This window comes from Streptomyces sp. NPDC001902, assembly GCF_042891295.1.
Taxonomy (GTDB): domain Bacteria; phylum Actinomycetota; class Actinomycetes; order Streptomycetales; family Streptomycetaceae; genus Actinacidiphila.
This window is the reverse complement of record NZ_JBIATA010000017.1, coordinates 101,007-113,898: the sequence shown is the minus strand read 5'-3', so window position 1 is coordinate 113,898 and position 12,892 is coordinate 101,007. Positions and strand designations below refer to the sequence as shown.

The window sequence follows — 12,892 nt, the reverse complement described above, 5'->3', positions numbered from 1 at the left end:
TCCGGCCGGGGCGGGCCGGAAATCGGCGATTGGTCTATTCCAGTTGCCGCGGGCGCGGCAGGATGGGCGCCATGGACCTCATCCCGGCGCCCGTCGAGGCGCACCGGCACGCCGACGGCGGTCACGTCGACCTGGGCCCCGGCACCACCCTGGACGCCGGCCCCGGTACGGAAGGGACCGCGCACTGGCTGCGCGCCACGGTGGGCGCCGCCACCGGGCTCCCGCTGCCGCCGCCGCCCGCGGGCACGCCCGGCACGATCACGCTCCGCCTCGACCCCGACGTGACCGGGTGCCTCGGCGCGGAGGGCCACCGCCTGACGGTGTCCGCCGCGGACGGCGTCCGCATCGCCGGCGGGGGAGCGGCGGGGGTGTTCTGGGGCGCCCAGACCGTACGGCAGTTGCTCGGGGCCGACGCCTTCCGCCGTGCGCCGCTGCCGGGGCGCGACTGGCGCCTGCCGCACTGCACGGTCGAGGACGCCCCGCGGTTCGCGTGGCGCGGCGTACTGCTGGACGTGGCACGGCACTTCATGCCCAAGGACGTCGTCCTGCGCTACGTCGACCTGCTGGCCGCGCACAAGCTGAACGTGCTCCACCTGCACCTGACCGACGACCAGGGCTGGCGGGTGGAGATCCGCCGCCACCCGCGCCTGACCGAGGTCGGTGCCTGGCGCAGCCGGACCAAGGTGGGGCTGCGGGAGTCCCCGTTGTGGGACGAACGCCCGCACGGCGGTTACTACACGCAGGACGACCTCCGCGAGATCGTGGCGTACGCGGCCGGGCGGCACGTGACGGTCGTGCCGGAGATCGACGTCCCCGGCCACTCGCAGGCCGCCATCGCCGCCTACCCCGAACTCGGCAACACCGACGTCGTGGACACCGGCGCCCTGTCGGTGCTGACCAGTTGGGGCATCAACCCGAACGTGCTGGCGCCCATCGAGGCCACCGTGCGCTTCTACGAGGACGTGCTGGACGAGCTCCTGGAGGTCTTCCCCTCGGAGTTCGTCCACATCGGCGGCGACGAGTGCCCCAAGGACCAGTGGCGCGCCTCCGCCACCGTCCAGGCCCGCATCAAGGAGCTGGGCCTGCGCGACGAGGACGAGTTGCAGAGCTGGTTCGTCCGGCACTTCGACACCTGGCTGAGCGCGCGCGGCCGCCGGCTGATCGGCTGGGACGAGATCCTGGAGGGCGGACTGGCCGAGGGCGCCGCCGTCTCCTCCTGGCGCGGCTACGCGGGCGGGATCGCGGCGGCCCGGGCCGGGCACGACGTCGTGATGTGCCCGGAGAGCCAGGTCTACCTGGACTGGCGGCAGTCGGACGGCGAGGACGAGCCGGTGCCGATCGCGCACGTCCGCACCCTGGAGGACGTCTACCGCTTTGAGCCCGTCCCGGACGGCCTCACCGTCGAGGAGGCCGCCCACGTCATCGGCGCGCAGGCCAACATCTGGACGGAGACGATGGATTCGGTCCGCGCGGTGGACTACATGGCCTTCCCGCGGCTCGCGGCCTTCGCCGAGACGGTCTGGAGCCGGCTGCCCCGGCCCGCCGCCCGCGACCACGAGGGCTTCGCCGCGCGAATGGCCACCCACTACGGGCGACTTGACGCACTGGGGGTCGAATACCGTCCGCCGGGCGGTCCGCTGCCGTGGCAGCGGCGTCCGGGCGTCATCGGACGCCCGATCGAGGGGCCGCCCCCGATCGTGTGAGGCCTGCCACAACCCGGGGCCGGTCGGCGCGGGAAATGGCAAGGTGGTCTGGCCAATCACGGCAAGGCGCATGAAGGAGGCCATTCCCGTCGCAACCTGGAGAAAGACGCAAACCGGACGGGGTGCCATCCGGAAGGCGGGTTCTCCTTTGCGACCCTCGCGTTGATCACCCCGGAAGATGTGCCAGAGTTGCCACGTCCGGGCTGTCAGCACGTACCGTACGGCTACCGCACCGCGGACAGCCGGGGAAGGGGCAGCTGCGTGAGCACGTACGCACGGCAGGCAGCGCGCAATGTGGCGTTGCCGACCTCGCTCGACGAGGCCGTGGCGGCCTTGGCCGCCACGCCCACAGCCGTGCCCGTCGCCGGAGGCACCGACCTCATGGCGGCCGTGAACTCCGGGCTGCTGCGCCCCGCGGGACTGGTCGGGCTCGGGCGGATCAGCGAGATCCGCGGCTGGCAGTACGCGGACGGCGCGGCGCTGCTCGGCGCCGGCCTCACCCACGCCCGCATGGGCCGCCCGGACTTCGCCGCGCTCATCCCCGCGCTGGCCGCCGCCGCCCGCGCCGCCGGGCCCCCGCAGATCCGCAACGCGGGCACGCTCGGCGGCAACATCGCCGGCGCCGCCCCCACCGGCGACTCGCTGCCCGTGCTGGCCGCCCTGGAGGCGTCCGTCCTCGTCGCCGGCCCGGACGGCAACCGCGAGTTGCCGGTCAGCCACCTGCTCACCGCCATGGACCCGCTGCGGCCGGGCGAGGTCCTGGCGTACGTCCGGGTCCCGCTGCTGCACGCGCCGCAGACGTTCCTCAAGGCCACCGGCCGCACCGGGCCCGGCCGCGCGATCGCGTCGGTCGCCGTCGTCCTCGACCCCGCGCGCCGGGGCGTACGCTGCGCGGTGGGAGCTGTCGCACCGGTGCCGCTGCGGCCGCTCGAGGCCGAACGCTGGGTCGCCGGGCTGATCGACTGGGACGGCGAGCGGACGCTGGCACCGGAGGCCCTCACGGCCTTCGGCGAGTACGTCGCCGCCGCCTGCATCCCCGACCCCCTGCCGGCCCCGGACGGCACCACGGCCCCCGAACTGCCCCCCGCGGCCGTCCAGCTGCGGCGTACGGTGGCCGCACTGGCCCGCCGCGCGCTGGGGAGGGCACTGGCATGAGTGACGACGTGTACGACGACAGGACACCGGACGGGCGCATGACCGACCAGCCGCAGGCGGGGTCACCCCTGCCGCACGGCGGGGGATTCACCCCTGGGCACGGGGTGTGGGAGCCCCTGCCCCACGGCGAGTACGACGCCGACCAGACCATGCAGGTGTCCTTCGCGGCGCAGCTGTCCATGACCGAGCCCGGAGCCGACCCGCTCGCCGCCCCGGGCCACGGCTACGCGCCCGAGCCGACCGGCGTGCCGATAACGGTCGCCCCCGCGGAGGCGCCCGGCGGCCCGGCCGCCGGTGAGGACGCGGCCACCACGTGGGCGATCCCCGTCGTGCGCGAGGACGCCACCGCCGACGACTCCGGCGAGTACTCGGTGGGCGCCTTCGTGCCCACCCCCGACCCGTCGCGGCCCTGGACCGCCCCCGCCGCCCCGCACGCGCCCCCGCCGGCGCGCCCCGGCGTCGCAGCGGACGGCGGCTGGGCGCTCCCCGCGGACGCCACCGGCCAGTGGACGCTGCCCCTCACCCCGGACGGCGCCTCCGGGGAGTCCGGTGAGTACGGCTTCCCGCCCGTGTCCGCCCCCGCACTGGACGGCGCGGCCGAGGAGTTCCGGTCCGAGCCAGCCCCCGGCGACACCGCGCACCCGCGGGAGCCCGCGTCGGACCACGGCGCGGACCTCGCCGCCGAAGAGCCCCCGGCGGCGGAGGAGGCGGCCGAGGAGCACGGCGACGGGCCCGGCGCCGACGCGCACAGCGAGCACCCGGTGGACTCCTACGTCCTCAACGTCAACGGCACCGACCGGCCGGTCACCGACGCCTGGCTCGGCGAGTCCCTGCTGTACGTGCTGCGCGAGCGCCTCGGCCTCGCCGGTGCCAAGGACGGCTGCGAGCAGGGCGAGTGCGGCGCGTGCTCGGTCAAGGTCGACGGCCGTCTCGTCGCCTCCTGCCTCGTGCCCGCCGCGACCGCCGCGGGCAGCGACATCCGCACCGTCGAGGGGCTGTCCGCCGACGGCGGGCCCTCGGACGTCCAGCGCGCGCTGGCCGAGTGCGGGGCCGTGCAGTGCGGTTTCTGCATCCCCGGCATGGCGATGACCGTGCACGACCTGCTCGAGGGCAACCACAGCCCGACCGAGCTGGAGACCCGGCAGGCCATCAGCGGCAACCTCTGCCGCTGCTCCGGGTATCAGGGCGTCCTGGAGGCCGTGCGCCAGGTCGTGGCCGAGCGCGAGGAGACCGCGGAGGGCGCCGCGGACGACACCGTCGGCGACCCGGCCGACGGCATCCGCGTCCCGCACCCGCGCCCCTCCTCCGGAGGCCCGGCGTGAGCACCCCGCACCTCCTGACCCGGCACCACCTCCCCCCTCGCGGCAGCGAAAGGTACGCGCGATGACGGGCCCCGACGCCGCGACGGCCACCCCGGCCGTGGGCACCCCCGCGACGGTCGCGACCGGCGCCGCCGAGCAGCAGTCCACACCGCAGGGCATCGGCGCGTCCCTCCCCGCCACCGACGGGATGGCCAAGGCCCAGGGGACGTACCCCTACGCCGCCGACCTGTGGGCCGAGGGCCTGCTGTGGGCGGCCGTGCTGCGCTCCCCGCACCCGCACGCCCGCATCCTGTCCATCGACACCTCCGAGGCCGTCGCCCTGCCCGGAGTGCGGGCCGTGGTGACCCACGAGGACGTGCCCGGCGACGCGATGCACGGCCGGCGGGTCGCCGACCGTCCGGTCTTCGCCAAGGACACCGTCCGGCACCACGGCGAGGCCATCGCCGCCGTGGCCGCCGACCACCCCGACACCGCCCGGCTGGCCGCCGCGGCCATCCAGGTCGAGTACGAGGTCCTGGAGCCCGTCATCGACCCCGAGCGGGCCTTCTCGGCGCCCCCCCTGCACCCCGACGGCAATCTGATCCGGCACATCCCGCTGCAGTTCGGCGACCCGGACGCGGTCGGCGAGGTCGTCGTCGAGGGCTTGTACCGGGTCGGCCGCCAGGACCCGGCCCCGGTCGGCGCCGAGGCCGGACTCGCCGTGCCCCGCCCCGACGGCGGCGTGGAGCTGTACGTCGCCTCCACCGACCCGCACACCGACCGCGACCTGGCCGCCGCCTGCTTCGGCCTGGAGCAGGACCGCGTCAAGGTCGTCGTCACCGGCGTGCCCGGGGCGATGGGCGACCGCGAGGACTCCGGCGTGCAGATCCCGCTCGGGCTGCTGGCGCTGAAGACCGGCTGCCCGGTGAAGTTCGTGGCCACCCGCGAGGAGTCCTTCCTCAGCCACAGCCACCGCCACCCCACGCTGCTGCGCTACCGCCACCACGCGGACGCCGAGGGACGGCTGGTCAAGGTCGAGGCCCAGGTCCTGCTGGACGCCGGCGCGTACGCCGACACCTCCGCCGACGCCCTGGCCGCGGCCGTCGCCTTCGCCGCCGGCCCCTACGTCGTGCCGCACGTCTTCGTCGAGGGCTGGGCGGTGCGCACCAACAACCCGCCGTCGGGCCACGTCCGGGGCGAGGGCGCGATGCAGGTCTGCGCGGCCTACGAGGGCCAGATGGACAAGCTCGCCGCCAAACTCGGCCTGGACCCGGCCGAGATCCGCATGCGCAACGTCATGGCCACCGGCGACCTGCTGCCCACCGGCCAGACGGTCACCTGCCCGGCGCCCGTCGGCGAACTGCTCAAGGCCGTGCGCGACACCGACCTGCCGCCGCTGCCCATGGACGACGACGAGTCCGAATGGCTGCTCCCCGGCGGCCTGGAGGGCGCCGGCGAGCCGGGCGCGGTGCGCCGCGGCGTGGGCTACGCGCTCGGCATGGTCCACATGCTCGGCGCCGAGGGCACCGACGAGGTCTCCACCGCCACCGTGCGCGTCCACGACGGAGCCGCCACCGTCATCTGCGCCGCCGTCGACACCGGCCAGGGCTTCGCCACCCTCGCCCGGCAGATCGTGCAGGAGGTGCTCGGCGTCGAGGACGTCCGCGTCCTGCCGTCCGACACCGACCAGCCCCCGGCCGGCGCCGCCGCGCGCGGCCGTCACACCTGGGTCTCCGGCGGCGCCGTCGAACGCGCCGCCAAGATGGTGCGCACCCAGCTGCTGCAGCCGCTCGCCGGGAAGTTCGGCATGTCGCCGGAGCTGCTCTCCATCGCCGACGGCAAGATCACCTCGTACGACGGCGTGCTCTCCACCACCGTCGAGGAGGAGCTGGCAGGCAAGGAGCTGTGGGCCACCGCCCAGTGCCGCCCGCACCCCACCGAGGGGCTCGACGACACCGGCCAGGGCGACGCCTTCGTGGGCCTCGCCTTCTGCGCCGTGCGTGCCGTGGTCGACGTCGACATCGAACTCGGCGCGATCCGGGTCGTGGAGATGGCCGTCGCCCAGGACGTCGGCCGGATCCTCAACCCCGCGCAGCTGTTGGCGCGCATCGAGGCCGGGGTCACCCAGGGCGTCGGCATGGCCCTCATGGAGGACCTCCGCGCGCCGCGCGGCGTCATCAAGCGGCCCAGCCTGACCGGCTATTCGCTGCCCACGGCGCTCGACGCGCCCGCGATCCGCGTGGTCCGGCTCGTCGAGGAACGCGACGTGCTCGCCCCCTTCGGCGCCAAGGCCGCCAGCGCGGTCCCCGTCGTCGTCTCCCCGGCCGCCGTCGCCTCCGCCGTCCGCGCGGCCACCGGACGTCCGGTCAGCCGGCTGCCCATCCGCCCCCAGCACGCGGTGGCCCGCCCCCAGGGCTGACGCCCCGCCAATCACGATCGAGGGCCCGGTCCGTGCGGACCGGGCCCTTCATGGGGAGGCCGTGGCGGGAATCGAACCCACGTCACTCGATGTGCAGGCGTGCCCCGGCCACGCGCCGGACGGCGGCCTCTGCCGGCCGATTGATTTCCTACAGGAGCGACAGCTCACGACCCGCTAATTTGGGGCACCCCAAAGCTGAGGAGGGCCCCGTGGGCAAGGTGGTCATGTACAGCTCGGTGTCGGTGGACGGCTTCGTCGCGGACGAGAATGACCAGCCGGGACCGCTGTTCGACTGGTTGTCCAGCGGTGACGTCCCGTTGGACGAGAGCGGCGTGCTGAAGGTGTCGCAGACGTCCTACGACCACACCCGGCCGTACTGGGACCAGATCGGGGTCACGATCGTCGGCCGCCACGTCTTCGACCTGACGGACGGCTGGGACGGGAAGCCGCCGGGCGGGATCGACCACGTGGTCGTCGTGACGCACCGGCCGGAGCCCGAGGGCTGGGACCCCGAGGCGCCGTTCCACTTCGTCAACGGCGTCGAGGCAGCCGTGGCCAAGGCGCAGGAGCTCGCGGGTGACCGCACGGTCGAGGTCGCCGCCGGCGACGTCGGTGGCCAGGTGCTTGCCGCGGGCCTGATCGACGAGGTGCGCATGGACGTCGTGCCCGTCGTGTTCGGGTCCGGCAAGCGCTACTTCGGGTCGGTCCACGCGCAGCACCTGTTGGAGGATCCTGAGGTGGCGATTCAGGGCGACCGGGTGCTCCACCTGTGCTACCGGGTGCGCCGTTGACGACGAAGTCCGCTGCGAACGGTGACAGCCGACGCCGATCCGTCCCAGCCCCTCCGGACGGCCATGGGGCGGCGCCTCCATCGAGGCGCCGCCCTATCGTTTTGCCTGGTCCAGCCAGTAGAGGCCGTGGCGGGAATCGAACCCACGTAACTCGATTTGCAGTCGAGCCCCTGAACCACTCGGGCACACGGCCTTGCGTCGTCGACGTGACTCGACCATAGACGCGGCCCCCAGGAGGGGGTCAACGCTTCCCGGGGGCCTGCAACAGGACTGCCACACGCCGTTCACGAACCGCCGGGCGACGCGAGGAACTCCTCCACCACCGGGCGGAACAGCCCGGGTTCGTCCACCCACGGGAAGTGCCCGACGGCGTGCAGCGGACGCAGGCGGGCCTGCGGGAAGCAGGCCGCGACGACCTCGCCCGCGCGCATCCCGGTGATGGCGTCACGGTCGCCGGTGAGGACCAGCACCGGGCAGGTCACCTCGCGCAGCCGGGCCAGGACGGCGAGCCGGGCCGGTTCGTCGACGCCCTGCCAGAACCCGGCGCGGGGGACCGGGTGCAACTGGCCGCCCTCGGCGGCGGCGTGGACGCGCTGGGGCTCGTCCCAGTGGCCGTACGCCATCGGCGCGACCTGCAGCAGCAGCGTACGGACCCGGTCGAGGTCGTCGGCGGTCTCCAGCTCGGCGAGGGCGGCGACCGCCTCCGGCCACCAGGGTTCGCGCACGCGGCCCTCGAAGATCTCGCGGGCGTCGTCGGGCAGCTCGCCCTGCAGCCGGGAGCCCGGGGTGACCAGCACGAGGTGCGTCAGCCGCTCCGGGTAGGCGGCGGCGTACACCTGCGCGGTCGCGGCGGCCGCGTCGTGCGCGAGCAGCGCGAAGCGCTCCAGGCCCAGGTGCGCGCGGAGCGCCTCCAGGTCCTGGGCGAGCCGAGGGAAGGAGTAGGCGAGCGGGTCGCCGGCCGGCGGGCTGGCGCCGGTGCCCCGGCTGTCCGGGACCACCAGGCGCCGGCCCCGGTCCAGGCCGCCGAGGTCGCCCAGGTAGGCGGCGTCCCGCCCCGGCCCGCCGGCGAGCGCGAGCAGTACGGGCCCCTCGCCCCGGTCCTGGTAGGCGAGCTCGGTTCCGTCGTACGAGGTGTAGTGCGGCATGGCCTACGCCTTCCCGGCCCGGGCCCGCTTCTCCCGGCCCTAGGCCGAAAGGCCGACCCGGGTGCCAGGGGCAACGAGCCGGTTGACCCCTTACCCTGTCGTGGTGACCACCGCAGACACCGAGCCGGTATCCGGCCATGCAGGCATGCCCCTCGCGGGGCCGGACACCGGAGCCGACACCGTCCTGGGCAGCCGCTACCGCGCGCTGACCCTCGCGATGGTCTCCGTCGTCCTGCTCATCGCCTTCGAGGCCACCGCCGTCGGCACCGCCATGCCCATCGCCGCCCGCGAGCTGGACGGGCTGCCGCTGTACGCTTTCGCCTTCTCCGGCTACTTCACCACCTCGCTCTTCGCGATGGTCGTCAGCGGCCAGTGGTGCGACCGCACCGGGCCGCTGGCGCCGCTCGTCACCGGCATCGGCGCCTTCGCGGCCGGCCTGGTCGTCTCCGGCACCGCCCAGTCCATGTGGCCGTTCGTGCTGGGCCGGGCCGTGCAGGGCATCGGCGGCGGGCTCGTCATCGTCGCCCTGTACGTCGTCGTCGGCCTCGCCTATCCCGAACGCCTGCGGCCCGCGGTGATGGCGGCCTTCGCCGCGTCCTGGGTGCTGCCCTCCATCGTCGGCCCGCTCGTGGCCGGCACGGTCACCGAGCAGTTCGGCTGGCGCTGGGTCTTCCTCGCCATCCCCCTGCTCGTCGTGCTCCCGCTCCTCACCGGCCTGCCCGCGCTGCGCCGCGCCTCCCTCCAGCGCCCCCCGGACGACCGCGCGGCCCCCGACGGCCGCCGGCTGCGCCTCGCGCTCGCCGTCTCCGCCGGCGCCGGGCTGCTCCAGTACGCGGGGCAGGACCTGAGGCCGCTGTCGCTGGTCTTCGCCGTGGCGGGCGCCGCGCTCGTCGTCCCCGCCGCGCTGCGGCTGCTGCCCCGCGGCACCTTCCGCGCGGCCCGCGGACTGCCGTCCGTGGTGCTGCTGCGCGGTGTGGCGTCCGGCACGTTCCTCGGCGCCGAGAGCTTCGTGCCGCTCATGCTCGTCACGCAGCGGCACATGTCCCCGACCCTCGCCGGGCTCTCCCTGGCCAGCGGCGGCGTCACCTGGGGCATCGGCTCCTGGATCCAGGGCCGTCCCCGCCTCGAACCCCACCGCGAACGCCTCGTCGTCCTCGGCATGTTCCTCATGGCCGCGGCGATCGCCGGCGCCGCCCTGCCGCTCCTGGACGCCGCCCCCGCCTGGAGCGCGGCCGCCGCGTGGGCCGTGGGTGGCCTCGGCGCGGGCCTGGTCATCTCGTCCCTGAGCGTCATCCTCTTCAAGCTCTCGGCCCCCTCCGAGGCCGGCGCCAACTCCGCCGCCCTCCAGGTCTCCGACGCGCTCTCCAGCGTCGTCCTGGTCGCCGCCGCGGGCACCGTCTTCGCCGCCCTCGGCGGCGCGGCGGGCGCCTTCACGGCCGTCCTCCTCCCCATGTCCGTCCTCGCCCTCGCGGGCGTCGCCGTCGCGGCCCGCCTCCGCCCGAAAACCGGGTGAGACGGGCGCGCCGGGGGGTTACCGTCCCGGTGTGAAAGAGCTGACCCTCGTCTTCACCGACGCCGAGTGGGAGTCCCTGGGCGACCTCGCCGACGCGCACGGCGTGCCCGTCGCGGAGTTCGTGCGCACGGCGGTGCGGGCGTACGAGGCGGCCGAGGCCGCGCGCGTCCTCGCCGCGGGGGAGGCGTACGCCGCCGCCCACGCGGACCTGCTGCGCAGGCTGGGGGAGTGACATGACCGTGCGCCACCTCACACTCGCCGAGGTCACCGGCCTCGCCCGCCTCGCTTGCGGCGGCCAACCGCCCGCGGTGCGCGAGCCCGGGCTGCTCGCGTCGGCCGTGCACCGGCCGCGGGCGCGGATGTTCGGCGTCGAGGCGTACGGGGACGTGTACGAGCGGGCGGGTGCGCTGCTGCACGCGATCGCGGCGAACCATCCCCTGGTCGACGGGAACAAGCGGACGGCGTGGCTGGCGGCGGCGGTGTTCCTGGGCCTGAACGGGGTCGACCTGCGGTCGGCCGACCAGGACGTGGCGTACGCCCTGGTCGTCTCGGTCGCGGCGGGGGATCTTTCCGCCCCCGAAGCGATCGGGCGCGCCCTGGCGCGGCTCGCCTCCCCTTGACGCGGTCCCTCGCGGCCCGTTGTTGTGTGCGGGTTGTTTGCGCCTGCGGCAGGCATCCCCCGCCCTCCCGCCCTCCCCCGGCCGAAGGCTGGGGGAGGGCGGGAGGGCGGGGGAGAAACCGCAACCGCAACCACCGCGGCGCCGCACACGACAACGGGCCGCAACCACGACCCCCCGCCGCGCGCCAGTAGGCTGTGACGGTTGTCGTACCCGACCCGTCACCGGAGACCGTGACTACCACCGCCCCGCACAGCGCAAGCAGCTCGCACTCGCACCACCTGTCGCCCGCCTTCCCCGGCCGCGCCCCCTGGGGCACGGCCGGCAAGCTGCGCGCCTGGCAGCAAGGTGCCCTGGACCGTTACGTGGCGACGCAGCCGCGTGACTTCCTGGCCGTCGCGACGCCCGGCGCAGGCAAGACGACGTTCGCGCTCACCCTGGCCTCGTACCTGCTCCACAACCACCTCGTGCAGCAGATCACCGTCGTCGCCCCCACCGAGCACCTGAAGAAGCAGTGGGCGGAGGCGGCGGCCCGGATAGGCATCAAGCTCGACCCGGAGTACAGCGCGGGGCCGGTCGGCAAGGAGTACCACGGGGTCGCGGTGACCTACGCGGGCGTCGGCGTGCGCCCGATGCTGCACCGCAACCGCTGTGAGCAGCGCAAGACGCTGGTGATCCTCGACGAGATCCACCACGCGGGCGACAGCCGGTCCTGGGGCGAGGCGTGCCTGGAGGCGTTCGAGCCGGCGGCCAGGCGGCTGGCGCTGACCGGGACGCCGTTCCGGTCGGACACGAACCCGATCCCGTTCGTGACGTACGAGGAGGGCAACGATGGCATCCGCCGGTCCTCCGCCGACTACACCTACGGCTACGGCAACGCGCTCGCCGACCACGTCGTGCGTCCTGTGATCTTCCTCTCCTACAGCGGCAACATGCGCTGGCGCACGAAGGCCGGCGACGAGATCTCCGCACGGCTCGGCGAGCCGATGACCAGGGACGCGATCGGCCAGGCCTGGCGGACCGCGCTGGCGCCGACCGGTGAGTGGATCCCGAACGTGCTGCGCGCCGCCGACCAGCGGCTGACGGAGGTCCGCAAGTCCATCCCGGACGCCGGCGCGCTGGTGATCGCCACCGACCAGGACTCGGCCCGCGCGTACGCCAAGCTGATCCGGGAGATCACCGGGCACAAGGCGACCCTGGTGCTCTCCGACGACGCCGGGGCGTCCTCGCGGATCGAGGAGTTCAGCGCGAGCCAGGACCGCTGGATGGTCGCGGTCCGCATGGTGTCGGAGGGCGTGGACGTCCCGCGGCTGGCCGTCGGAGTCTACGCGACGACCATCTCCACGCCGCTGTTCTTCGCACAGGCGGTGGGCCGTTTCGTGCGGTCCCGCCGCCGCGGTGAGACGGCCTCGGTCTTCCTGCCGACCATCCCCATGCTGCTGGGCTTCGCGGGCGAGATGGAGGTGGAGCGCGACCACGCCCTCGACAAGCCGAAGAAGGAGGGCGAGGAGGACCCGTACGCGGAGTCCGAGAAGGAGCTGGCGGAGGCGGAGAAGCAGCAGGACGAGGACACCGGCGAGCAGGACATGCTGCCCTTCGAGGCGCTGGAGTCCGACGCCGTCTTCGACCGGGTGCTCTACGACGGCGCCGAGTTCGGCATGCAGGCGCACCCGGGCAGCGAGGAGGAGCAGGACTACCTGGGCATTCCGGGCCTCCTCGAGCCGGACCAGGTGGAGTTGCTGCTGCAGAAGCGGCAGGCCCGGCAGATCGCGCACAGCCGGAAGAAGCCGGACAGCGAGGCGGACCTGCTGGAACTGCCCGCCGAGCGGCGGCCGATCGTCACGCACAAGGAGCTGCTGGAGCTGCGGAAGCGGCTGAACACGATGGTCGCCGCGTACAACCACCAGAGCGGCAAGCCGCACGGCGTCATCCACAACGAGCTGCGCCGGGTGTGCGGCGGACCGCCGAGCGCGGAGGCGACGGCGGGGCAGCTCAACGAACGCATCAAGAAGGTCCAGGAGTGGGCGACGCGAATGCGCTGAGCGGCGGCCGTCCGCTCATCCGCGGTGCCCGCGCCGGGTGCTGATGGTACGTCAGTGGCGCTGTGAATCTTGCGGTGCGAGAGGTGATTCCGCGGAAGATTTACGTCGTGCGCCCCCGCTACCCCGGTCACGTGACCGGATTGTGGACGAAGTCTTCCGCTGAGCGGTACGCATCGCTACCGTTCCGGTCACGCAACGCGCCGTGG

Annotated in this window: 10 protein-coding genes and 1 tRNA gene; 9 read left to right on the top strand and 2 right to left on the bottom strand. The window is 74.3% G+C overall.

What is annotated here, in order from left to right:
* Nucleotides 1-71 precede the first annotated feature (71 nt).
* From ACFYYN_RS26130 to ACFYYN_RS26110, 5 genes are all read left to right on the top strand, one after another.
* Nucleotides 72-1,703 (top strand): beta-N-acetylhexosaminidase, encoded by a 1,632-nt coding sequence (locus tag ACFYYN_RS26130; protein ID WP_500547718.1) that lies wholly within the window; start codon nt 72-74, stop codon nt 1,701-1,703.
* Between the two features lie 261 nt (nt 1,704-1,964).
* Nucleotides 1,965-2,858 carry an FAD binding domain-containing protein gene (locus tag ACFYYN_RS26125; protein WP_499512111.1) on the top strand — a complete coding sequence of 298 codons (894 nt, stop codon included), beginning with the start codon at nt 1,965-1,967 and terminating at the stop codon, nt 2,856-2,858.
* Nucleotides 2,855-4,180, top strand: a complete 1,326-nt coding sequence (locus tag ACFYYN_RS26120; protein ID WP_500547717.1) for a (2Fe-2S)-binding protein — start codon at nt 2,855-2,857, stop codon at nt 4,178-4,180. Before ACFYYN_RS26125 ends, ACFYYN_RS26120 begins: the two co-directional genes overlap by 4 nt.
* Nucleotides 4,181-4,241: 61 nt before the next feature.
* Nucleotides 4,242-6,578 carry a xanthine dehydrogenase family protein molybdopterin-binding subunit gene (locus ACFYYN_RS26115; protein WP_500547716.1) on the top strand — a complete coding sequence of 779 codons (2,337 nt, stop codon included), beginning with the start codon at nt 4,242-4,244 and terminating at the stop codon, nt 6,576-6,578.
* A gap of 209 nt (nt 6,579-6,787) precedes the next feature.
* Nucleotides 6,788-7,369 carry a dihydrofolate reductase family protein gene (locus ACFYYN_RS26110; RefSeq protein WP_500547715.1) on the top strand — a complete coding sequence of 194 codons (582 nt, stop codon included), beginning with the start codon at nt 6,788-6,790 and terminating at the stop codon, nt 7,367-7,369.
* 121 nt (nt 7,370-7,490) lie between these two features.
* Here ACFYYN_RS26110 and ACFYYN_RS26105 read toward each other — a convergent pair.
* Nucleotides 7,491-7,562: transfer RNA gene (locus ACFYYN_RS26105), tRNA-Cys, on the bottom strand.
* A 91-nt stretch (nt 7,563-7,653) separates the two neighbouring features.
* Nucleotides 7,654-8,514, bottom strand: coding sequence for an alpha/beta fold hydrolase (locus tag ACFYYN_RS26100; RefSeq protein WP_500547714.1), 861 nt, complete (start codon nt 8,512-8,514; stop codon nt 7,654-7,656).
* 145 nt (nt 8,515-8,659) lie between these two features.
* Here ACFYYN_RS26100 and ACFYYN_RS26095 point away from each other — a divergent pair, with 145 nt between their 5' ends.
* The 4 genes from ACFYYN_RS26095 to ACFYYN_RS26080 all read left to right on the top strand — a co-directional run bounded on the left by ACFYYN_RS26095 (nt 8,660) and on the right by ACFYYN_RS26080 (nt 12,686).
* Complete coding sequence (locus tag ACFYYN_RS26095; RefSeq protein WP_500547750.1) at nt 8,660-10,027, top strand: MFS transporter; 1,368 nt, start codon at nt 8,660-8,662, stop codon at nt 10,025-10,027.
* A gap of 31 nt (nt 10,028-10,058) precedes the next feature.
* Nucleotides 10,059-10,259, top strand: a complete 201-nt coding sequence (locus ACFYYN_RS26090) for a hypothetical protein (RefSeq protein WP_500330068.1) — start codon at nt 10,059-10,061, stop codon at nt 10,257-10,259.
* A gap of 1 nt (nt 10,260) precedes the next feature.
* Nucleotides 10,261-10,647: a type II toxin-antitoxin system death-on-curing family toxin gene (locus tag ACFYYN_RS26085; RefSeq protein WP_500547713.1), complete on the top strand. Its 387-nt coding sequence runs from the start codon at nt 10,261-10,263 to the stop codon at nt 10,645-10,647.
* Between the two features lie 230 nt (nt 10,648-10,877).
* Nucleotides 10,878-12,686, top strand: coding sequence for a DEAD/DEAH box helicase (locus ACFYYN_RS26080; RefSeq protein WP_500330064.1), 1,809 nt, complete (start codon nt 10,878-10,880; stop codon nt 12,684-12,686).
* The last annotated feature ends 206 nt before the right edge of the window (nt 12,687-12,892 follow it).